General features: G+C 37.1%; 19 protein-coding genes and 1 pseudogene. 15 read left to right on the top strand and 5 right to left on the bottom strand.

Features of this window, described 5'->3' with window-relative positions; all coding sequences use genetic code 11:
- Nucleotides 1-53: 53 nt before the first annotated feature.
- The 3 genes from V6E76_RS01720 (at nucleotide 54) to mqo (ending at nucleotide 2,758) form a co-directional block, all read left to right on the top strand.
- On the top strand, nucleotides 54-725 hold the full coding sequence (locus V6E76_RS01720; protein ID WP_247348411.1) for an HAD family hydrolase: 672 nt from the start codon (nucleotides 54-56) through the stop codon (nucleotides 723-725).
- Nucleotides 726-736: 11 nt separating this feature from the next.
- Nucleotides 737-1,066, top strand: a complete 330-nt coding sequence (locus V6E76_RS01715) for a hypothetical protein (RefSeq protein ID WP_247348408.1) — start codon at nucleotides 737-739, stop codon at nucleotides 1,064-1,066.
- 183 nt (nucleotides 1,067-1,249) lie between these two features.
- Nucleotides 1,250-2,758, top strand: coding sequence for a malate dehydrogenase (quinone) (gene mqo, locus V6E76_RS01710; RefSeq protein ID WP_247348531.1), 1,509 nt, complete (start codon nucleotides 1,250-1,252; stop codon nucleotides 2,756-2,758).
- 58 nt (nucleotides 2,759-2,816) lie between these two features.
- Here mqo and V6E76_RS01705 read toward each other — a convergent pair whose 3' ends face one another.
- Nucleotides 2,817-3,908 carry a PLP-dependent transferase gene (locus V6E76_RS01705; RefSeq protein ID WP_247348528.1) on the bottom strand — a complete coding sequence of 364 codons (1,092 nt, stop codon included), beginning with the start codon at nucleotides 3,906-3,908 and terminating at the stop codon, nucleotides 2,817-2,819.
- Between the two features lie 193 nt (nucleotides 3,909-4,101).
- On the opposite strand from V6E76_RS01705, the gene V6E76_RS01700 reads away from it, so the two are divergent.
- Together V6E76_RS01700 and guaC are read left to right on the top strand one after the other, a co-directional pair.
- Nucleotides 4,102-5,019, top strand: a complete 918-nt coding sequence (locus V6E76_RS01700; protein ID WP_247348405.1) for a hypothetical protein — start codon at nucleotides 4,102-4,104, stop codon at nucleotides 5,017-5,019.
- A gap of 134 nt (nucleotides 5,020-5,153) precedes the next feature.
- On the top strand, nucleotides 5,154-6,137 hold the full coding sequence (guaC, locus tag V6E76_RS01695; protein WP_035855240.1) for a GMP reductase: 984 nt from the start codon (nucleotides 5,154-5,156) through the stop codon (nucleotides 6,135-6,137).
- 51 nt (nucleotides 6,138-6,188) lie between these two features.
- Here guaC and V6E76_RS01690 read toward each other — a convergent pair whose 3' ends face one another.
- Nucleotides 6,189-7,043 (bottom strand): prephenate dehydrogenase, encoded by an 855-nt coding sequence (locus V6E76_RS01690; protein ID WP_247348402.1) that lies wholly within the window; start codon nucleotides 7,041-7,043, stop codon nucleotides 6,189-6,191.
- Between the two features lie 407 nt (nucleotides 7,044-7,450).
- Here V6E76_RS01690 and aroF point away from each other — a divergent pair, with 407 nt between their 5' ends.
- Nucleotides 7,451-8,488, top strand: a complete 1,038-nt coding sequence (gene aroF / locus V6E76_RS01685) for a 3-deoxy-7-phosphoheptulonate synthase (RefSeq protein ID WP_247348389.1) — start codon at nucleotides 7,451-7,453, stop codon at nucleotides 8,486-8,488.
- 15 nt (nucleotides 8,489-8,503) lie between these two features.
- Nucleotides 8,504-8,794 carry a chorismate mutase gene (locus V6E76_RS01680; RefSeq protein ID WP_247348387.1) on the top strand — a complete coding sequence of 97 codons (291 nt, stop codon included), beginning with the start codon at nucleotides 8,504-8,506 and terminating at the stop codon, nucleotides 8,792-8,794.
- Nucleotides 8,795-8,828: 34 nt separating this feature from the next.
- Here V6E76_RS01680 and V6E76_RS01675 read toward each other — a convergent pair whose 3' ends face one another.
- Entirely contained in the window at nucleotides 8,829-9,752 is a 924-nt protein-coding gene (locus V6E76_RS01675) for a homoserine O-succinyltransferase (RefSeq protein WP_247348384.1), read from the bottom strand.
- Between the two features lie 106 nt (nucleotides 9,753-9,858).
- Here V6E76_RS01675 and V6E76_RS01670 point away from each other — a divergent pair, with 106 nt between their 5' ends.
- From V6E76_RS01670 to V6E76_RS01660, 3 genes are all read left to right on the top strand, one after another.
- Entirely contained in the window at nucleotides 9,859-11,172 is a 1,314-nt protein-coding gene (locus V6E76_RS01670; protein ID WP_247348382.1) for a Na+/H+ antiporter NhaC family protein, read from the top strand.
- 202 nt (nucleotides 11,173-11,374) lie between these two features.
- Nucleotides 11,375-11,551 (top strand): hypothetical protein, encoded by a 177-nt coding sequence (locus V6E76_RS01665; protein WP_247348379.1) that lies wholly within the window; start codon nucleotides 11,375-11,377, stop codon nucleotides 11,549-11,551.
- A gap of 78 nt (nucleotides 11,552-11,629) precedes the next feature.
- Nucleotides 11,630-12,409, top strand: coding sequence for an N-acetylglucosaminidase (locus V6E76_RS01660; protein WP_247348377.1), 780 nt, complete (start codon nucleotides 11,630-11,632; stop codon nucleotides 12,407-12,409).
- 25 nt (nucleotides 12,410-12,434) lie between these two features.
- Here V6E76_RS01660 and fdhD read toward each other — a convergent pair whose 3' ends face one another.
- Nucleotides 12,435-13,232, bottom strand: a complete 798-nt coding sequence (gene fdhD / locus V6E76_RS01655) for a formate dehydrogenase accessory sulfurtransferase FdhD (RefSeq protein ID WP_247348375.1) — start codon at nucleotides 13,230-13,232, stop codon at nucleotides 12,435-12,437.
- Between the two features lie 113 nt (nucleotides 13,233-13,345).
- Here fdhD and V6E76_RS01650 point away from each other — a divergent pair.
- The 4 genes and pseudogenes from V6E76_RS01650 (at nucleotide 13,346) to glnA (ending at nucleotide 19,939) form a co-directional block, all read left to right on the top strand.
- A pseudogene (locus V6E76_RS01650) lies at nucleotides 13,346-14,587 on the top strand (L-lactate MFS transporter).
- Between the two features lie 56 nt (nucleotides 14,588-14,643).
- A complete protein-coding gene (locus V6E76_RS01645) occupies nucleotides 14,644-17,001 on the top strand; it encodes an FdhF/YdeP family oxidoreductase (protein WP_247348373.1) in 2,358 nt (785 codons plus the stop codon).
- 111 nt (nucleotides 17,002-17,112) lie between these two features.
- Complete coding sequence (locus tag V6E76_RS01640) at nucleotides 17,113-18,465, top strand: sodium-dependent transporter (protein WP_247348525.1); 1,353 nt, start codon at nucleotides 17,113-17,115, stop codon at nucleotides 18,463-18,465.
- 136 nt (nucleotides 18,466-18,601) lie between these two features.
- Complete coding sequence (gene glnA / locus V6E76_RS01635) at nucleotides 18,602-19,939, top strand: type I glutamate--ammonia ligase (RefSeq protein ID WP_247348370.1); 1,338 nt, start codon at nucleotides 18,602-18,604, stop codon at nucleotides 19,937-19,939.
- Nucleotides 19,940-20,024: 85 nt separating this feature from the next.
- Here the strand turns inward: glnA and V6E76_RS01630 are convergent, their stop codons facing one another.
- A complete protein-coding gene (locus tag V6E76_RS01630) occupies nucleotides 20,025-21,689 on the bottom strand; it encodes a Na/Pi cotransporter family protein (RefSeq protein ID WP_247348368.1) in 1,665 nt (554 codons plus the stop codon).
- Between the two features lie 231 nt (nucleotides 21,690-21,920).
- Between V6E76_RS01630 and V6E76_RS01625 the strand changes: the two genes are divergently transcribed.
- Entirely contained in the window at nucleotides 21,921-23,033 is a 1,113-nt protein-coding gene (locus V6E76_RS01625; protein WP_247348366.1) for an HAD family hydrolase, read from the top strand.
- Nucleotides 23,034-23,223 lie beyond the last annotated feature (190 nt).

Genomic DNA, 23,223 nt, shown 5'->3' with positions numbered 1-23,223 from the left:
ATGTTAAAATATTTACTATAGATATTACTATTTAGGGAGAGGACAAAAGCGACATGAAAGTAGCATTATTTGATTTTGATGGCACATTGTACCCACATGAAACCTTCGAAACTTTGCGTTTGCATCTTCGAAGTCATCCAAAATATAAAAAGAATTATAAACACTTTGTACGTTATTTTGCACCTACATATTTCGGTTATAAATTAAAATTAGTGCCTAAAATTAAAATGCAACAAAGAGCGCTTGAGTCGTATATTCTTTCCTTTAAAGGTTATTCAAAGACTGATATCGAAGAATTCTTCACTGATGTTGCACGATCTATGTCTGAAGAACTTCGTCGTCCCTTATTAGATAAGATTAAACAGTTAAAACAGGACAATTACTATGTCGTTTTAATATCAGGTGCTTTTATTCCTTTATTAGAAGCTCTCTTTAAAGGTATAGGTTTTGACTTAATTGTGGGATCGTCTGTAAACTATAATAATAAAGGCAAACTTGACTATAAGGCTCGTTTTGAGCGTGTTTTTGCTGAACGCAAAATTGATATCATAAAAGAGCACTTCAAGAATAAGGAAATTGACTGGTCAAACAGTCGTGCTTATAGCGACAGCATTTCAGATTTAAAAATGTTAGAGCTTGTAGGTAAGCCAGTTGCTGTTTCGCCAGATTCAGACCTTTTATCCGTTGCACAGAAAAACAACTGGAAAATCTTGAATAATATATAGGAGGTTACAACATGGAATTACTCAATTTAACAGAGGCAGACCTGTATCCGACGGAAAAATTTGGGCCGTCACTGACGGGGACTCTACTATATAAAGTGAGAGATCAGAATTATTTCAAAGGTGCGTACATGACAACGAATGAACGTATGTTCATGAATGTTGATATGAACGGTGAGGCATACACTCGTGTGTTTGCTTATAATGACATCGTTAAAGCAAGTGTTGAGAATGACTCACTGATTATTGAATTCCCAGATGGTATGGGCAAAATCGCAATGGTAGATATCACTTCAGGTGATGCGGATGAATTTGCTCAATTTGTTAACGATCAACTTTCATAATGAAATTCTTTAATCACATGTTTGTTATAAACAGGTGATTTTTTTTTGAATATTTGATTAGTATGACACATTTTATAATTAGTATGGCACATTACGTAATTTGACTTTAAGAACTTGAGTAAAAAGAGTATACTGAATATAAATAAAGCAATTAATAAGAGAATAAGGGGCTTAGATAAGATTATGGCTACTTCTATTAGCAAATCTGATGTCGTTCTAATCGGTGGAGGAATTATGAGTGCCACGCTTGGAACGCTTTTAAAAGAGTTAAAACCTGAATGGAATATCAAGGTGTTTGAAAAACTGGATGCTGTGGCAAGTGAAAGTTCAAATGCATGGAATAATGCTGGGACAGGGCATTCTGCTTTATGTGAACTAAACTATACGCCGGAAATGAAGGATGGGACAATTGATGCGACAAAAGCAATTAAAATCAATGAACAGTTCCAACTATCAAAACAATTCTGGTCTTATCTAGTAGAAAATGGCAAGTTATCTTCGCCATCTGAATTTATAAATACAGTGCCGCATATGAGTTTTGTTGAAGGTGAAAAGAATGTTGAATTCCTTAAAAAACGTGTCGATAAATTAACTGAAAGTCCACTTTTTGAAGGTATGGAGATCTCAGATGATCACGAAGTATTGAAAAAATGGGTGCCTTTAATGATGGAAGGTCGCCAACCATCTGAAGAAATTGCTGTGACTAAAATTGACTCCGGAACGGATATTAACTTCGGAAGTCTAACTGAAAAATTATTTGATAACCTAGCAAATGATGGTATTGAAGTTGAGTATAAGCACGAGGTGCAAGATTTAAGACGTACAGAATCTGGCAAATGGCAAGTGAAAGTAAAAGATTTAAACACGGGTAGACTAGAATTTCATACCGCTGATTTTGTATTTATTGGTGCAGGTGGCGCAAGTCTACCACTCTTACAAAAAACGAAATTACCAGAGTCCAAAAATATCGGTGGATTCCCTGTCAGTGGCCTGTTCTTAGTTTGTGAAGATGAAGAAATCGTCAACAAACATGAAGCGAAAGTGTATGGTAAAGCGAAAGTGGGTGCACCACCAATGTCTGTGCCTCACCTAGATACACGCTACATCGATGGTAAACGTTCACTATTATTTGGACCATTTGCAGGCTTCTCTCCTAAGTTCTTAAAAACAGGATCATATTTAGACCTAATTGCATCGGTAAAACCCTATAACGTCTTAACGATGCTATCCGCTGGTGCTAAGGAAATGGGATTAACGAAATATCTTATACAACAAGTATTATTAAAACAAGAAGAGCGTATCGAAGAGCTAAGAGAATTTATACCTGATGCCAAAAGTAAGGACTGGAGAACAGTCGTCGCTGGTCAACGCGTTCAGGTTATCAAGGATACAGACAAAGACGGAAAAGGTACATTGATGTTTGGTACGGAAACAATCGTATCAGAAGATGGTTCAATAGCATCCTTACTAGGTGCATCACCAGGGGCTTCAGTCTGTGTAGATGCGATGCTTGATTTAATCAGTAGAGCCTTCCCAGAAGAGTTCCCGGGCTGGGAAGACAAAATTAAAGAAATGATACCAACTTACGGTACTTCCTTGTCCCAAAATCCAGAGTTGTTTAAAGAAGTAAATGAACGAACTACAAAGGCACTTGGCTTAAAAAACCATGAAGAAGGTGCTTTGTTAAGCTAATTGAATAGGGAAGCCCCTTTCGCTCTAATGCTAACGAAAGGGGTTTTTATAGTGCATTCTATTTTATAGATTTTTCTAAAGCTTGTTCGATATCATTAATAATATCATCTGCATTTTCAATACCAATTGATAACCGGATTAAAGTATCATCGATACCGCGTTTTAATCTTTCCTCATCAGGCATTTCTGCATGAGTTTGTGTGAATGGGAATGTGATAAAGGTTTCAGTTCCACCTAAACTTTCTGCAAAAGTACATACTTCAATATTCTCTAAGAATTTATTGACGCTATAGTTGTCATTGAAACGTAAGCTGAGCATGCCTGTAGTTCCAGCATAAAGTACGTCTTTTATACTCTTATGTCCATTAAAATAGGCAGCCACTTTTTTGGCGTTTTCAATTGAGCGATCCATACGGATATGTAGCGTTTTAAGCCCTCTAAGTAAAAGGAAAGAATCAATTGGTGAGAGTGTTGCACCAACCATATTATGATATAGGAATAATTGTTCTGCTAATTCTGGATCCTTAACGGTGACAACGCCTGCTAATACATCATTGTGTCCACCAATATATTTAGTTGCTGAATGAAGTACAATGTCTGCACCTTCAGTCAAGGGTTGCGAAAGATAAGGTGTTAAAAATGTATTGTCTATAATGGTGAGAATTTCATGTTGTTCAGCGAGCTTATATAGAGGTTTTAAATCAGTTTTTTCCATTGAAGGATTAGTAATAGGCTCTATAAAGAACGCACGAGTATTATTGTTTATGTGATTTTTTAATGCTGCTTCATCATTAAAATCGACATAGTGGAATTTGACATTATATTTACTTTCGTAGAAATCAAAAATTCTAAATGTGCCGCCATAAAGGTCAAAACTTACTAATATTTCATCTCCACTGTTGAATAGATTACAACACAGTTGAACAGCGGCCATTCCACTCGCAGTTGCAAATGATTGATAGCCACCTTCTAAGTCAGCAAATGCCTCTTCAAAGAATGATCTTGAAGGGTTTTTAGTTCTTGTATAATCAAAACCAGTTGATTTACCTACACCTTCATGTTCATAGGCAGTGGCTAAATAAATAGGATTTGTTGTTGCTCCAGTATGGTCTGGATTTAATGATATTTGTGCAAGTTTAGTATCCAATATGTAACGCCCTTTCTTCTTATGTATTTGTTGAAAGATAGATTAAATATATATAAAAGTAGTTAGCAAAGTCAATATTTTAATAGAATATTTCGATAATTGAGACGGTGCAACGCCGTTACAACACTATAAAACATCTAGAAATTTGTAACGATAGGCGTTATAATGATTGTATTAAACCTACAGGAGTGATACGGTGAACCAGTCTCGGAACGTTATATATTATACAACCGCACAAGTAACAGAAATGGTCGAGTTATCCGATCAGAATGTGAGAAAGTATGTTAGGTTACTTGAGGATAGAAATTATGAAGTGGCTAAGGATGAATATAATCGTAGACTCTTCTCTAAAAAGGATGTAAGCATCCTCCAGGAAATGATCAAAATTGCTAAATCTCCAGGTAATACTTTGGATTCAGCAGCAGATGAGATTATAGAGAACTTAAATAGTTTCGATGAAGATTCTTCAGAAGAGACAAACGAAGTTTCTAATATGTCGAACCACGATATATCAAGAATGTTTTCACTTGTATTAGAGAAACTAGACGAAATACAAAATGAAAACAAAGCATTAAAAACGAATATCAATACTCTGGTTCAAAGACTTGAAGAATATGATCGTGCAGCGCTTGAATACACACCTTATGAAGAAGATGGGGTACTTTCAACTGCAGATGAGTTAGAATCTGAAACAATATCTGAAGACGAGACAGAAACTACTGTATCTGAAGAAGTCACTGAGGAACCGGCGGCATTAACTGAAACGATTAAAACAGAGGCGCCTGGTGTGGAAGAAGTCGATGACTCTACTATAGAACATAAAGTAAATGTAACAGAGGAAGCTGAAAATACTGGGACTTCAACAAAAGAAGATTCAAAAGCTGAATCTGAGACAACTGAACCTACGGAAACTCATACATCTGAGGAAGCAACTGCTGAGCCATCTTCTGATGACACAAAAGATCAGCCAAAAACAAGTGTGGATATGAGCCAATCTAACGAGGAAAAGGAACCACAACAAGAAAACCTTAACTATGGTGATTCTGTAGAAAAACAAATTGAAGAACCGAAGAAAGGCTTCTTTGGGAAACTTGCAAGTATATTTAAAGGATAGGACCGAAAATTTTCGGTTCTTTTTTATTTCAACGTCTTTCGTTGACATTATAATTCATATCCCTTATAATCCCTATTGGCGAACGAGATAATAACATCATGTAAATAATATACGGATTAGAGGAGCAAGTTATCATGGATAGCGTTTTTGATTATGAAGATATACAGTTAATTCCGAACAAATGTATTGTTGACAGCAGATCAGAGTGTGACACTTCGATTCAATTTGGAAAACACACATTTAAACTACCAGTCGTTCCAGCTAACATGCAAACAATTATTGACGAAAATATAGCCACATACTTAGCGGAAAATGGTTATTTCTATATTATGCACCGTTTTAACCCAGAAACACGTATCGATTTTATTAAAAAGATGCAAGAAAGAGATTTAATCTCATCTATTAGTGTGGGAATCAAGCCTGAAGAATATGACTTTGTACTTAAATTAAAAGAAGAAAACTTAGTGCCTGACTATATTACTATCGATATTGCACATGGTCACTCAGACCGTGTAATGGATATGATTAAACACATTAAAAAACATATTCCAGAATCATTCCTAATAGCAGGTAACGTCGGTACACCAGAAGCCGTACGTGAATTGGAAAATGCGGGTGCAGACGCAACGAAAGTAGGTATCGGACCAGGCAAGGTATGTATTACTAAAATTAAGACTGGATTCGGTACAGGTGGTTGGCAACTTGCTGCACTACGTCTATGTGCAAAAGCTGCATCTAAACCAATTATTGCAGATGGTGGGATTCGTACGCATGGAGATATTGCGAAATCAGTGAGATTTGGTGCTTCAATGGTGATGATCGGTTCACTATTTGCTGGCCACGAAGAATCACCAGGCGTAGTTTACGAAGAAAATGGTAAGAAATATAAAGAGTACTTTGGTTCAGCTTCAGAGTTCCAAAAAGGTGAACACAAAAACGTTGAAGGTAAGAAAATGTACGTTGAATATAAAGGACCACTTGAAGGCACTTTAGTAGAAATGCAACAGGACCTACAGTCATCTATCTCATATGCAGGCGGTAAAGATTTAGAATCAATCAGAAATGTAGACTATGTCATCGTTAAAAACTCAATTTTCAACGGGGATAAAGTATACTAAGAAACAAAAAGCGAGACCTGAAGTGATCACTTCAGGTCTCGCTTTTTGTGTTTACTCTTCATTCAAATCATGGAGATCCATGTAGCGTTTAGTACTCTCGACCATCATGTTTTCCATGGTCGAAACATCGTCATTCTCAATTGCTTGAGTCAGTTTATCAAGTTGTACTTTGAAATTATCAATGTGTTTAATAAGGTGATTTTTATTCATCATAAATAGTTCGGGCCAAAGTTTTTCGTTAATATTTGTTATACGTGTTAAATCTCTATAACTGTCCCCTGTGTATTGCTTTGTATTGCGGTTAGTATCGTCACTATTGATTAAAGAAATCGCTATGACGTGGGCGAGCTGACTGGTAAAACCAATCACCTCATCATGAAAGTCAGGCGTGATCACCGATATATTACCAAAACCAAGTTGTTTAACAAAGTTTTTAAGGAAATCTATATTTTCTTCAAGATTCCGACTAGTGGGTGTAATTAAGTAGTTTGCGCCAATAAATACCTCACGACTACTAAACTCTAGGCCACGATTCTCACGACCTGCCATTGGATGACCGAAAACGAAGTCTGCACTTTTCGGTAAGAGGGGTTCAATTTGATTGATAACAGATGCTTTAACACCAGTCACATCAGTAATGACAACACCATTTTTTAAGTACGGAACATAGCTTTCGACTAAATTCTTGAGTAAAGTAGGGTAAACAGAAAAGATGATTAAATCTGCCTTAGGTACAATAGTGGTATAATCATCTGAACCTTCATCAATTAGTCCGATGGACTGTGCTTTTTCTAGAGTATCCGTATCGATATCGATTGCATATATTTTATAGTCAGGGAAACTTGCTCTTATTGATTTGGCAAATGAGCCACCTATATTTCCTAGACCAATAATTGCGATGTTCATAAATATGCCTCCAAGTATTGTTATCTTAATGACTATACAGTAAATGACTAAATTATGTAAAGATTTAATCAATTTTGAGATTTGATTTGACAAACGAAAAGTGCGAGTCTATAATAACTATCAAATACATTACAAGGAGCGGTTATTATGTTAACCCACAAGATTATACAACCAAATAACACGCTTTACTTTAGCTATTTTTGATACCGTTTGTACTCATCATTTGTACAAACGTAAAACAAATTGTTTGTATCAATGATGGCTGAAGATTTTGTAATGTCTAGCCATTTACTTAAAAATAAGTGGCTAGAGGTCGGGACTTCTAATATATTTTTTTATACCTACTGCCACTTATCTTTAAAGTTAAGTGGCAGTTTTATTTTTAAAATTATTAGGAGGCTATATTTATGATTATTCATGTAAAACGTGACGCAAAGGAAAATGACATTCAGACATTGGTTACAGCAGTAGAAAATGCGGGTTTTAGAGTGCACCGTTCTGATGGTGAAAGAAGAACAATCATCGGTCTAATCGGCGATACATCCAAAGTCTCTGAAAATGATTTTAAAAAATACAGTATCGTGGACGGGGTGTACAGAATTCAAAAGCCATATAAGAAAGCAAACAGGAGTTTTAAAGAAGAAGATAGTGTAATTGATATTGGTAATGGTGTTAAAGTCGGGGCAGATCATTTTATGATGTGTGCAGGACCTTGCTCTGTTGAAGATCTAGACAGCACAGTGGAACTTGCAATTAAACTTAAAGAAGCAGGTGCAAATTCACTGCGCGGTGGTGCATTCAAACCTAGAACATCACCATATAGTTTCCAGGGGCTTGGTGTCGAAGGCTTAAAAATTCTAAATGAAGCAAAGAAAGAAACAGGATTACCAATTGTTTCTGAACTCATGGGTACAGACCATCTTGATACATTCGTTGATATGGTGGATGTCATCCAAATTGGTGCGAGAAATATGCAAAACTTTGATTTACTTAAAGCCTTAGGTCAAACGAACAAACCGATTTACTTAAAACGTGGAATGTCGGCAACAATTCAAGAATGGTTAATGTCAGCTGAGTACATCATGGCTGGTGGGAATGAAAATGTAGTACTTGTTGAACGTGGTATCAGAACATTTGAAACAGCGACACGTAATACTTTAGATATTCAAGCTGTACCGGTAGTACAAAAGGAATCTCATCTACCTATTATTGTTGATCCATCCCATGCTGCAGGTACAAGATATGTTATTCCTTCAATGGCAAAATCTGCAGTCGTTGCGGGTGCAAGTGGTTTACAAATCGAAGTTCATGAAGATCCAGAGAATGCTTGGAGTGACGGGCAACAATGTTTAACACCTGCAGAGTTCTCTGAATTAATGCAGTCAATAAATGTCCTGTTGGAACTTGAAGGTAAAACAATTGATAGTCCAATCCTAACGAAATAATAGAGGAGGTTTACCATGGGGAAACATGAAGAGTTACGCAATGAAATCGATCGTATTGACCGCCAACTTATGAAATTGTTTGAAGAAAGAATGAATGTAACAAGGGAAATTGCAGACTATAAACGTGCGAATAATATTCCTGTCTTAGATCAAGCACGTGAAGATAAGGTCATTGAGAAAAATGTAACTTATCTAAAAGACCATACGTTAGATAAATACGCTCGTGAATTCACTAAACGCCTCATGGAACTCTCAAGAACTAGACAGCGTGAAGCGTTAAATAATAAGGTTACAAAAACATGCTAACAAAAAACTGCTGCAGGTTCGTTGCAGCAGTTTCTTATTTTAACTCATGAAGTTTAGTAAGATCATAAAGCGTATTTTGATAAGTTTCATTTAGCCAGTTGTTAAAGAGAAGATGACCATGGCTTCGCCACTGAAACATTGGTTTTTCTTTTGGGTTATCACCCGGGTAATAATTATGTGGTGGCTGAATATTTGTACCAGATTCTATGTCACGGTCATACTCTTTTTTAAGCGTATCACGGTCGTACTCTAAGTGACCGAAAATGAATAAATCTCTTTGATTAGTAGAAGTGATAATATCCGGTCCGAAAAGCGGATGTTCGGACAGAATTTCTAAGTCCTCAACAGCCCTCACCTGTTTTTCATCTACTTTAGTATGTCTAGATTGTGGAACTTGATAGATGTCATCAAAACCACGAATGTAAGGGTGGCTAGGTAAGACGTTGTGATAGTCAAAGATGCCGAAAAGTTTTTCGTCTAAGTGAAGTTTATCGATATTGTGATAGTAGTTTAAAGCGAATTGTGCGCCCCAACAAATATAAAAGCGGCTAAAGACATGGGTTTGTGCCCAATCGACTACTTTTCTAAGTTCATTGATGTAAGCAACCTTGTCGAAATCAAACTTCTCAACTGGCGCACCAGTAACGATTAAACCATCAAAGTATTCATTTTTTATTTCATCATGTGTCTTATAATACTTTTGTAGATATGAGGTCGGTGTATTTTTACTTTTGTGAGTGGACATATGTAAAAAATCGATATCGACTTGTAAGGGAGAGTTGCCAAGTAGGCGCAACAACTGCAGCTCGGTTGTTTCCTTCAGGGGCATTAAATTTAAGATAAGAATTTTTAGTGGACGAATGTCTTGAGATATCGCGCGTGACGATTCTATGGTATATACTTGTTCCTGTTGCAATTGTTTTCTAACAGGTAAGCCCTCAATTATTTTAATAGGCATATGGAATGCACCTTCCGTTTCCCAGTGATTAATAATATACAATGTATCAGTGAAAGCGATTTGTAGTCAATATCTAAATTATCAAAAAAATTATGGAGGAGAAAGAATGAACTCAGTTTTAATCGCCATCTTAATTATGGTGGTCTTAAGCCTGTGTAAGCTTAACGTTATTTTAGCGTTATTTATCGGAGCGATAGCCGGTGGCTTAATAGCAGGTATGAATTTAAATGAAGTAATTACTGTGTTTACAGGCGGTATTGTTCAAGGGTCAGAAATTGCCCTAAGTTACGCTTTGCTCGGTGGATTTGCTGCCCTGATAGCATACAGTGGGATTACAGATGTCTTGGTGGATAAAATCCTATCTATACTACAACGTAGTCAAACGAAAAAAGCGAGAGTTATTGCGAAAATTTCAATCGTATTGGCCTTGTTAATTATCGCAATGATGAGTCAGAATCTAGTTCCTGTACATATTGCCTTTATACCTATACTAATTCCACCTTTAATTAGCTTGTTTAATGAATTGGAAATAGACAGAAGATTGCTTGCAATCGTACTTACATTCGGTTTGACATTTACCTATGCGATAGTACCTTTTGGTTACGGACAAATTTTTCAAAATACAATCGTAAAAAGTTTTAGCAATGCAGGTGTAGAAATCAGCTTTCAAGATGTTGCACCAAATATGTTGATACCAGCATCTGGTTTTATATTCGGTTTAATTATCGCGACTTGGTATTTTAGAAAATCACGTAAGTATATTGATAAAGAAAGTGAGCTAGCTACAAAGAAAATAAGAGTCAGTGCTAGCACTATTGTGACAGCGATTATTGCTATTATCGTTACCTTTACTGTACAGTTCTATACTGATTCTATGATCTTTGGTGCGCTCGGTGGAATTATGATTTTCTTCTTGTCATTCAGATTTAAATGGTCGGAACTTGATACCGAGCTTGTCAACGGCATTAAGATTATGGCGTATATTGGAATGGTAATGTTAGCAGCTAACGGTTTTGCTGGCGTCATTAATGAGACTGGAGATGTGACACCACTGGTTAACAGTATTTCTGATATACTTGGAGATAATAAGGCATTTATTGTACTTGGTATGATGATTGTTGGCCTAGTCGTGACGATGGGGATCGGTTCATCATTTGCGACCTTACCAATTATTGCAGCGATTTTTGTCCCGATGGGTGCTGAACTTGGTCTGTCGATGTCAGCGATAATTGCAATTGTCGGTACTGCTGGTGTTCTAGGTGATGCAGGTAGTCCAGCGTCTGATTCTACCCTTGGTCCAACGGCAGGCTTAAACGTCGATGGTCAACATGATCATATATGGGATACGTGCGTTCCTACATTTATCTTTTTAAATATTCCAGTTGTCATTACAGGTTTTATTGCAGGTATGATACTATGAAAATGTAAACTGTTTGTAATAATTCATAAAGTCAACTTGAAAAGCAATGAATTATGTAGTTTAATGAATCTACTAGTAAAAAAATTCACTAATACGCAGCGTTTTTGTCTTGAGCTTCATAAATACACAAATAGACGTGGGTACGATTTTTGTATGCTAGTTTAGCTCTTGATAATTTAGAATCTTTAAGACAGGTGATATTATGGAGACAGATTTTAACATTTTAAAAGGCAATTTAACTGCATATCAGATTAGTGAAGCGATTGGTATTTCTCTTGAAGAAGCAACCGATCTTCTTGAGCATCGTATAACTATCGAATCTCTTGATGCAGAAAGTCAGGAGAAGTTAAAGCAACTTGAAAAAGTGTTGTTTGATTAAGGACCGGATAATACAATATACTGATAACATGAGAATGAGACTGACATTGTCAGTCTCATTTATTTTTGGAGGACGTTCATGGATAGGGTAAAAGAGAATATACCATTTATATTACTGATTATCGTCATGGCACTATTTGTATTCGCATTTATAGTGTCTGAAACGTCACTGTTTGATGAGGAGGAGATTCATACGTATACCTTTGAAGAAGCGGTAAGTATGCAGATTTCTAATGATACAACTGACTTAAAACTTGTAGATGAAACGACAGAACAGGCGAATGATAATGATATTAAAAATGCTATGAACATGAATAATAGTAATGATTATCAGTTTCTCCGATTAGATGAATTATCTGGTGCAACTGTAGAGCAATTAAATGAGGAACTAGAAGGTAAAGGCATCCTAGAGGGAGAAGGTCAGGCATTTTATGATGCAGAGCAAAATCATCAAGTTAATGCAATATACTTAATCGCTCATGCGACCTTAGAAACTGGTCATGGCCAGTCTGAACTCGCTTCAGGAATCCAAGTTAATGATACGGTTTACTATAACTTTTTTGGCATTGGGGCTTTTGACCATGATGCTGTTTTAGAAGGGTCGTCTTATGCTGAGCAAGCGAATTGGTCTGCACCAGCGCGTGCCATTGATGGTGGAGCAGAATTTATTAGGAAGAATTATATCAACAACAATCAAAACACATTATATAGGATGAGATGGAATCCAGAGAATCCAGGTACACATCTTTACGCGACAGATATCGCCTGGGCGGAAAAAATTGCACAACTTATGAATGGGCACTACAATGCCCTAGGTCTAGAGCACGGTGAACTTGATAAGGATAACTATATAGAATAAAGGGTGAGACCTAAGTCTCACCCTTTTACTCTACATCATCAGCACCAACAATGCGCCAAGGATGACTATACACGTTAAATGAACTACCACGTATAAAGCCTGCAGCGGTAATATTTAAATCATTAGCAAGATTGATTGCTAAATCAGTTGGTGCAGACTTGCTTAGAACAATACCCACACCGATTTTAGATGCCTTGGTGAGTACTTCTGATGAAATTCTTCCACTAAAGACAATGATTTTATCTTTGACTGAGATGTTGTTTTGTAAACAGTGACCGTATAACTTATCTAGAGCATTGTGTCGGCCGATATCCCCTTTATGAATGATCGTCCCATCTGGTGAGGCGATACTTGCGTTATGGATACCACCTGTATCCTTAAAAATTGTACTTGCATTCTGCATTTCTTTCATCAAACTAATGCATTGGTCTGGTGTGATCTTTGTATCTGACAGTGAGAATTTAGAAGTTTCCACGTCGGCTTGGAAATAGAACTGACGACTTTTCCCACAGCATGATCCGATTACACGTTTTGAGAAGTCGCCGAAATTTTTAGGGAGTTCTCTTGAAATCTTAACATGACAAAAGCCACCTCGCTCATCCATGTTCATCGATTCGATTTCTTTAAACGACCGGAGTGCACCCTCTGATGCTAAGAAACCAATGACAAGTTCTTCTAAATCATCGGGTGAACATACTAAAGTTGCAAACTCTACATCATTTAAATATATTGTTAAAGGAAACTCTTCTGCTATCGTATCTTCTACTTCAGTAAACTTCCCATCGTCATACCGTCTTATCGTATTTTTTGTTACGATTTCCATTTTAATTTCTCCTAATCGAAACATATTGTAAATATCCGTTTTTCTTAATATAATCACAACTAAGATGAAATTTCAATTTTCGGAACTTCGTCAAACAAACAGGGGGAATAAAAATGGAGACAAAGAAAAACCGTTGGTTGATAGCGCTTGCAGGTGTGGGAATACATATCTCAATCGGCTCTGTCTACGCATGGAGTGTATTTACAACGCCTTTACAAGAATCTATCGGATGGTCACTGAGCCAAGTATCGTTTACTTTTAGTATTGCTATTTTGTTTTTGGGGTGATCAGCAGCTTTCATGGGACATTTTGTAGAAGCCAAGGGGCCGAGGAAATCGGGGTTAGTATCTACAGTGTTCTTTGCTTTAGGGATGATTACAGCAGGTTTTGGAATTCAGTTAGAAATGCTATGGTTGTTATATGTTGGATACGGTGTGCTTGGGGGCATCGGTCTAGGTATTGGTTACATTACACCGGTATCCACACTTGTTAAATGGTTCCCAGATCGACGTGGTATGGCAACAGGATTGGCAATTATGGGCTTTGGTTTTGCTGCGATGATCGCGAGTCCAGTCATGCGTTTTCTTATTGAGTCCGTCGGTTTACCAAATACCTTCTTTATTTTAGGTGCCATTTATTTTGTTATTATGTTAGTTGCGAGTCTTTATTTAGAGAAACCGCCAGAAGGTTATGTACCAGCTGGTGTAGTTATAGAAGAAACAAAAACAGCGAGTAAAGACTTAGCACAACTTACTGCAAATGAAGCTATAAAAACTAAGCGGTTTTACTTCTTATGGTTGATGTTATTCATCAACGTCACATGTGGGATTGCTATACTGGCTGTTGCGAGCCCAATGGGGGTTGAAATTGCTGGCCTTTCTGCAGGTGCAGCAACAGTCATGGTGGGGATTATGGGTGTATTCAACGGGGCTGGACGCTTAATTTGGGCATCTATTTCCGATTATATTGGTCGTCCGAATCTATACACAATCTTCTTTGTGTTACAGATTGGGGTCTTCGCAATTTTACCGTTTACAACAAACGGGATACTATTCCAAATCTTACTATTCATCATGATTACTTGTTATGGTGGTGGATTCTCAGCAATTCCTGCTTACATTGGCGATATTTTTGGAACGAAACAGCTTGGTGCCATCCATGGTTATATTTTAACAGCATGGGCAGCGGCTGGTTTAGCAGGGCCGTTTATTGTTGCAGAAATCTATGAAGCAACACAAAGTTATGCCTTGTCACTTTATATCTTTGTGGCTATGTTCCTTGTCGCACTAATCATTTCGATTATCATAAGATTTGATATAAGAAAGCTTAAAGTAAAAAATGAGCACAGGGTCTGAGCAAAGATTAATAATAGTGTACAATGGAATTATTATAATATAGAGGGAGTGTAATCATGGGGAAAACTCTTCACCCGGGTCCTATAAACAAGACTAAACGTTGGGATCCGAAACTATGGGTCAGTCCTGTTCCATTCGGTTTAACAAAAGTTAAACCACATCACATGAGAGATACAGCTAAGATTGTTTGGAAAAACAGGGACAACTTGAACTATGCTAAGAACATTATATTAAAAGGTGTGTGTGATGGCTGTGCACTAGGTGTATCTGGTTTACAAGACCAAACATTAAACGGGCCACATATGTGTACAACACGCTTTAACGTTCTACGTTTAAATACAGCACCGCCAATCAAACCTGAAATTTTACACCAGGACATAGATGAGTTACGCAAGATGGACAGTACGGAATTACGTGAACTTGGTCGTATTCCTTATCCAATGATTCGTCGTAAAGGTGATCGTAAATTCATTAGAGTTTCTTGGGATGAAGCTATGAATACGATTGCTGACAAAATGAAAGAATTAGATCCACTTCAATATGCGTTCTATTTAACAAGTCGTGGTATTACAAACGAGTCATATTACGTCGCTGCAAAAATTGCGCGTTACTTAGAAACAAACCACATTGATAACGCATCACGTATCTGTCACTCACCAAGTAAATCAGCAATGAAGCGTTCAGTTGGTGTTGGGGCATCAACTTGTAACTACCAAGACTGGTTAGGTACAGATGTATTAGTATTCTGGGGTAGTGTGGCTTCAAATGCTTCACCAGTATCAACTAAATATATGATGGAAGCTAAAAAACGCGGTGCAAAAATCATTGTAATTAACCCTTATAGAGAACCAGCAATGGAAAACTATTGGGTACCTTCAGTGGTTGAATCTGCCTTATTCGGTACAGAAATTGCGGATGAATTCTACGAAGTAAACATTGGCGGAGACATCGCTTTAATGCACGGTGTAATGAAACACTGGTTTGATCTTGAAGAACAGAATCCAGGTTCAGCAATCAACCATGAATTCGTTAAAGAACACGTTAACAACTATGAGGATATGAAAGAGAATGCGATGAGCCAGAGCTGGGATGAGATTGTTGCATCATCTGGTGTGTCTAAAGAGAAAATCATCGAGTTTTCAAACATTCTTGCTAAAGCTAAAAATGGTGTTATGGTTTGGGCACTTGGTCTAACAATGCACAAACACGCAACAGACAACATTTCACAAGTTGCTAACCTTGCCTTACTACGTGGTTGGTTAGGCGGTAAGAACAAAGGCCTTATGCCACTTCGTGGACACTCTTCAGTGCAAGGATCAGGTGAAATGGGTGCAGATCCATTCTCCTTACCTGGTGGAGATTATAATGATGAAAACCGTAAACGTATTGAAGACCTTTGGGGCTTCAAACTTCCAGAGTGGCCAGGGGACAGTGTTGGTGTAACAATTGAAAACTCAATGCTACCTGATGATAATGAGAAAAAACTTAAACTTTACTACATGTCTGGTGGTAACTTCTTAGAAACGATGCCAGATCCAAACTTCGTCGCTAAGGCTTTAGAAAACCTAGATATTCGTGTGCACCAAGATATTATCCTAAACACATCTACGCTACTTGATGCGAAAGAAGCAGTTGTTGTATTACCTGCTAAAACACGTTATGAGCAAGACGGCGGTGGTTTATCTACATCAACTGAGAGAATGATTTACTTCTCACCTGAAATCGAAGGTAACCGCAACAGAATTGCTGAAGCTAGAAGTGAATGGCAAATCTATGTAGACCTTGCTAAACGTGTTAAACCGGAAGAATCTCACCTAATTGATTTCCAATCAGGTCAAGATATCCGTAATGAAATCGCTAAGGGTAACCCACAATATGATGGTGTTCAATATCTTAAGAAAGCTGGAGATGTTTACCAGTACGGTGGTGCATGGTTATGTGAAGGCGGCGTTTGCCCGACACCAGATGGTAGAGCGAACTTAATTACTATGGATATTCCAGACAACAATAAGAAAGCTGGAGAGTTTAAATTGTTGATGAGACGTGGTAAACAATTTAACGCAATGATCTACGGTGAAAATGACGCATTCAATGCTATGGGACGTTATGACGTCTTAGTTAATGAGAAAGATGCGAGTAAAGAAGGTTTAGAAAACGGTGAAGCGGTCGTACTTTACAACAAGAATGGTGTCTTCCAAGGATTCGTTCGTTATGCGGACATTAAAGAAGGTAATATTGGAGCGCACTTCCCAGAAGGTAACTTCTTAGTAGAAAAAGGAATCTACGAAAGCTTCGTAGAAATGCCGGACTATGTTACAGATGTTAAAATGGAGAAAGCCGATCATTTTAATGCAAATAAAGACCGTCAATATCTAGAGAAATCTATCCCAGAATTAGAAGACAATCCGAACTAAAGTAAAAATGAGTATACTAGCTGGAAGAGTTGTTAACTCTTTCAGCTTTTTTTGTTATATTATTTGTTTCACATATATGGTAGAATACCAACATTAGTATTGAAAAGAGGTATAAATTTGTCAGAGAATAACTGGAACTCGAAACTTGGTTTCGTCCTTGCTGCAGCAGGTTCTGCTATTGGTCTCGGAGCGGTATGGAGATTCCCTTATATGACTGCTGAACATGGTGGAGGCGCGTTTTTATTTGTCTTTCTATTATTTACCATCCTCATCGGTTTGCCGTTATTAATAAGTGAATTTGTCATCGGTCGGGCATCAAGACGGAATGCAATAGATGGATTTGAATACTTAAGTGGTAAGAAAAGCTTACGAATATTCGGGTGGTTAGGCCATCTAGGTACAATGGTACTCTTATCCTTTTACAGTGTGATTGGTGGATGGATTTTAATCTATCTTGTCATTGCATTAATGGATTTACTCGGTTTATATGTTGTTGAAGACTACGGCACACTTTTAGGAGAGGTTATTAGTAATCCATTGTTTGCAGTCTTAGGGCAAGGCGTATTTATCTTTATTACTGCCTTCGTCGTTGCACAAGGGATTCAAAGAGGCTTAGAACGTGCTTCTAAAATCATGATGCCTTTGCTATTTATTTTATTTTTATTTATCATTATTCGGTCTCTTACCCTACCGGGTGCATTTGAGGGTGTAAAGTATTTCTTAACACCAAATTTTGGTGAATTAAATGCTAATGCAGTAATGTTTGCGCTTGGTCAATCATTCTTCGCATTGAGTGTCGGAATCACACAAATGATAACATATTCATCTTATTTAAAAGGTGATGAAAGCCTGCCGAAATCTGCAGGATACATTGTAATAATGAATATCGCTGTCTCTGTGATGGTTGGTTTAGCGATTTTTCCTGCAATTGCGTCATTTAATATGGAAAGTGTCGAAGGACCTGGTTTAGTCTTTATAGTCCTACCAGAAATCTTTAATGCCATTCCGTTCGGTATTATTTTCTATTTGATGTTCTTAATAGCATTCTTATTCGCAACGTTAACCTCATCGTTCTCAATGATTGAAATCAACGTAGCTAATACATTAAAAGGTGATCAAAAACATCGTAAGAAAGTAACTTATTTATATGCATTGATTGTCTTCATGATTGGTATACCTTCTGCTCTATCTGAAGGTGTGCTAAATGATGTACAATTCTTTGCCGGAACTATTTTTGATAACGCGGACTTTTTAGTCTCTAATATTTTACTCCCAGTTGGTGCCTTGTTCTCTTCTATTTTTGTCGGGCATATCATGGATAAAAACCTGACAATGGAACAGTTCAATTTAACTAAGGGTGGTAAGTATTACGGTGTATTTTTAGCGTGGATGTTTATGTTAAAATACATTCTGCCTGCGATTATTCTTTTTATATTTATCGTAAATATTTTAGGTGTTTTCTAAAACATTTTAGAGAAGGAGTGTGGGACTCCTTCTCTTTTATTTTATATATACTAATTGCGGTTGATATTTACTTGTGGTAACATTTTCACATGAGTTTTTAAGGACCTAGGTCCAAATCTTATAAAGGGTGTGAGTTATGGAAAGTATAACAAGAGAACAAATTATCAATGCCGCTAAAGAAGAAAACGTGAGGTTTATCCGACTACAATTCTCAGATATTTTGGGAACAATTAAAAACGTTGAGGTTCCATTTAGTCAACTGGATAAAGCCCTTGATGGCCAAATGATGTTCGATGGCTCTTCAATTGAAGGGTTCACACGTATCCACGAATCAGATATGTATCTTGTGCCAGATCTAACAACTTGGACAGTTTTCCCCTGGACGACGTCAAAAGGTGACAAAGTGGCACGCATAATTTGTGATGTATATAAGATTGACGGAACGCCATTTGAAGGTGATCCTCGTACAAACTTAAAATCTGTACTTAAAGAAATGACTGACATGGGCTATACATCTTTCAATCTCGGGCCAGAACCTGAGTTCTTTTTATTTAAATTGGATGAAAATGGGAAGCCGACAACTGAACTTAACGACCACGGTGGGTACTTTGATTTAGCACCGACTGATTCAGGTGAAAACTGCCGTAGAGATATTGTCATTGAGTTAGAGGATATGGGCTTTGATATTGAAGCATCACACCATGAAGTTGCTGAAGGTCAGCATGAAATAGACTTTAAGTATGCTGATGCAATTTCTGCCTGTGATAACATCCAAACATTTAAACTTGTCGTAAAAACAGTAGCTAGAAAACATAACTTACATGCGACATTCATGCCAAAACCGTTATTTGGAATTAACGGTAATGGGATGCACTTTAACGTTTCATTGTTTAAAGGAAAAGAGAATGCATTCTTTGATGAATCTGCTGAAGATGGTTTGAGTCAAGACATGAAATACTTTATGGCTGGAGTTTTAAAACACGTCAGAAGCTTCACTGCAGTGACAAACCCACTTGTTAACTCTTACAAGAGACTTGTGCCTGGCTACGAAGCACCAAGTTATATTGCTTGGTCTAAACGTAATCGCTCACCATTAATGAGAATTCCTTCTTCACGTGGCTTATCAACTCGTGTAGAAGTGCGTTCTGTAGATCCATCAGCGAATCCATATCTTGCCTTAGCAGTTATTTTAAAGGCCGGTTTAGATGGCATTAAAAACAAATTGGAATTACAAGAGCCGATCGACCTTAATTTATATGAGTTAACTCGTGAAGAACGTGTTCAGAACGGTGTAGAAGATTTACCATCTACGCTATATAATGCACTTAAAGAAATGCGTGATAGTGAACTTGTTAAAGAAGCACTTGGTGAACACCTCTTTAAAGCTTTCTATGAGCACAAACTTGTAGAATGGGATGGTTATCGTTCTAACGTATCCGATTGGGAATTAGAGCACTATCTAGACCAGTATTAAGGATATACTCAATACAGATAAACCCACACTTAGAAATAATCTAAGAGTGGGTTTATTTTATGACTTTTTAGTCTCTGTATTAAGTTTAATCGTAAACTGTGAAGTCTTCAGTGAATTCGTCTACACCTGTACTTAAGTTAGTTTCAGAAATATTTCTAGCATTATAACCAATACGTTCTAGATTAGAAATTAATTCAACGTAAAGCATACCACCATCAGTTGAGCATTCACCTCTTGATAGGCGTTTGATGTGCTCTTTACGAAGTTTGTTTTCTATACGATTGGATTTCTGACTTAATCTAACGATATGTTCAAGTGTTTGTGGATTATATATATCTATTGAATCGAGCGCTAACGTAAATGATTCGTATACGTGATTGTAAAGATGTTCAAGTCCTTCTTTAGCTTCATCTGATAACTCAATTTTTTCTTCGTATTTAATATGGTATTGGTTAGCCAGATTATGTGCTTGAGTAGAAACTTTTGTTAAAATACGAGAAATTTCAAGTAAGGTACTGATACGTTCAGTATCTTCTTGCGATACTTCATATTTAGTAATGTCTAATAAATAATTACGGATGCTATCTTGTAAAGTTGATGTGACGTTTATCTTGTCTTCGATTTGCTTATAAAGTTTCGCATCTTCTTTGTCACTATAACGACGTGCATCTTGTAAAGTACTGAGGACAAGTTCACCTAGGTTTTTAATTTCACTTTGTGCTGATTGAATTGCAATATTCGGTGATTGTTTTAAAAGTAGTGGATCGAGATGTTTAGGTTTGAAGTCTTCCGAGAAATCTCTACCTGGAACAATCTTAATCACAATCCAAGCAAGGACACCAACAAACGGTATGTGTATTAATGTGTTTATAAAGTTATATGACCCATGAGCAAAGGCAATGGTCATTGGTTTATTTAAAGCAAGTAAACCTTGTAGTTGCTCCACGTATATAACAAAGAATGGCATTAGTATCATGAATATTGTAGCACCGATTACATTAAACATGACGTGTACCATAGCTGCACGTTTGGCGGCAATTGAACCGACTAAGGCGGCTAATATAGCTGTAATTGTTGTTCCGATATTATCCCCAAGAAGTATGGGAAGTGCTGCTTGTAAATCTATTAGATCATTCGCATAGAAATTTTGCAGAATCGCGATTGTCGCACTAGAACTTTGTACTACAACAGTTAGAATGACACCAACTGCTAATCCAAGGAATGAGTTATCGCTCATTGCCAGCATTAAGTCCTTAAAGTATTGTAAATCTGCTAGTGGTTTTACGCCATCTCCCATGAGTTCTAAGCCATAGAATAAGGCACCAAAACCAAATAAAACACGACCAATATTGATTACTTGGTTACTCTTAAAGAAGAATAATAAAAATGAACCCAAAGCCAAAATTGGAAGTGAGTACGCTCCAACGTCTAAACCAATAATAAATGCTGTGATTGTTGTACCGATGTTTGCCCCTAAAATAATGCCGATGGCTTGTCTGAGTGTTAGAAACCCAGCACTGACAAGACCAATTGTTATTGCTGTTGTACCTGAACTACTTTGTATTAAGACAGTTACAATGATACCAGCAAGTACACCTTTGATAGGGTTAGAAGTCATACGATTTAAGATTTCTCTTAATCTGTCACCTGCGGCGGCTTGAAGACCGTCCCCCATCTGTTTAATACCATACAAGAAGATACCGAGTCCGCCGAGGAACATAAAGATAACTTCCATTGGACTAAGAGACATAAAAAGTCCTCCAAATTATAATAATTTTACATTCTTATTCACAAATTAATAAACTCAATATAAAGTTTACAATCTACGTTAATCATATTACAAATGACCGCTTTTTTAAACATATATTTAAGAATTGATAAAAGGTCTGAGTTTCCTGAAAATTTGGTAAATCAGTCGACATTTAGAAAGGGCTGTGGCAAACTTAAAAATATAATATAAATAATTAACTGGAGTGGTATTATGACCACAATTTTATTTGATGTTGACGGTGTATTCTTAAGCGAAGAACGATGCTTTGATGTATCTGCGCTTACAGTTGAAGAATTATTATACAGTCCACGTTATTTAAATTTGGACGGTAGGAAATTTAAAGCAGTATATACGGATGAAGACATTGCCGACATCCGTAATACTATTTTTGTTAACGATAGAATCCTACAATCTTTTAAAGAAGCGGGCCTAAATTCCAATTGGGATATGCTGTTTATAACGTTTTCTGTCATATATTTAGACATCTTAGAACAGGAAAAATTAAATCTACATGGTGTGAACTTGAGCGATTTAAATCAAGTTGGAGATATGTTGGGAGACGTGACAGCACGTCCTGAAAAAGTACTCGAATTTTTAAAAGAGACTTTGAGCTCAAAGGAAGATATTTACCAGGCGCTAATTGACAAAGCGAGTCAGCTAGAAGGCTTTTCTGATCAAGGAAGTTTTCACTTGTATGGACCACTATGGTCTTTAGGTCACTATAAGTACCAAGAATGGTATTTGGGAAGTGATTTAGTCGAAGCGGATACAGGGAAGGCTGCAGAAGAAGTAGAGAAGTCTGGTTACATTCATGATGAAGAGTGGATTGTTGAGCCCCGGTCAATTGTTGATATGTTAGAAAAGCTTAAGGAAGCGGGATATACCATTGGTGTGGCGACTGGACGTCCGAGACAAGAAACGTTGCTGCCTTTCGAACAAGGTGGGCTTGATGAGTGCTTTGATCAGCGTAGAATTTCTACGGCAAGTGAAGTTATGGCCGCACAGGAGAAAAGCGAGGTAGAACATGCACTGACTAAGCCACATCCATTTTCTTATCTATGGAGCTTTTATATGCACAACGATACAATGTTCGAAGAAGCAGTTAACGGTAATAATGTTAGTGATGAACAAATATATATCGTAGGGGATTCTGTTGCCGACTTTTACTGTGCAAAGGCGATTGGTGCGACATTCTTAGGCCCCTTAACTGGTCTAACTGGAGAAGATATAAAAGACACATTTTATGAGCTCGGTGTAAAAGAGAGCCACCTTATGGAAAATGTATTAGATGTCCCTTTAGCAATTAAAGAGCTGGAGCATTAGAAGTGATAATGTTGATAAGTGAATAAAACAGAAGTGGCTTATCACTGAAAAAGAAGGTAATGGTGATAAGTGAGTTAAAAAGTAGTGACTTATCACCAAAAAAGAAGGTAATGGTGATAAGTGAGTTAAAAAGTAATGACTTATCACCAAAAAAGAGGGTAATGGTGATAAGTGAGTTAAAAAGCAGTGA

Origin of the sequence: Jeotgalicoccus huakuii (genome assembly GCF_036665975.1) — a bacterium.
Taxonomy (GTDB): domain Bacteria; phylum Bacillota; class Bacilli; order Staphylococcales; family Salinicoccaceae; genus Jeotgalicoccus; species Jeotgalicoccus marinus.
This window is presented reverse-complemented; position numbering and strand designations above follow the sequence as displayed.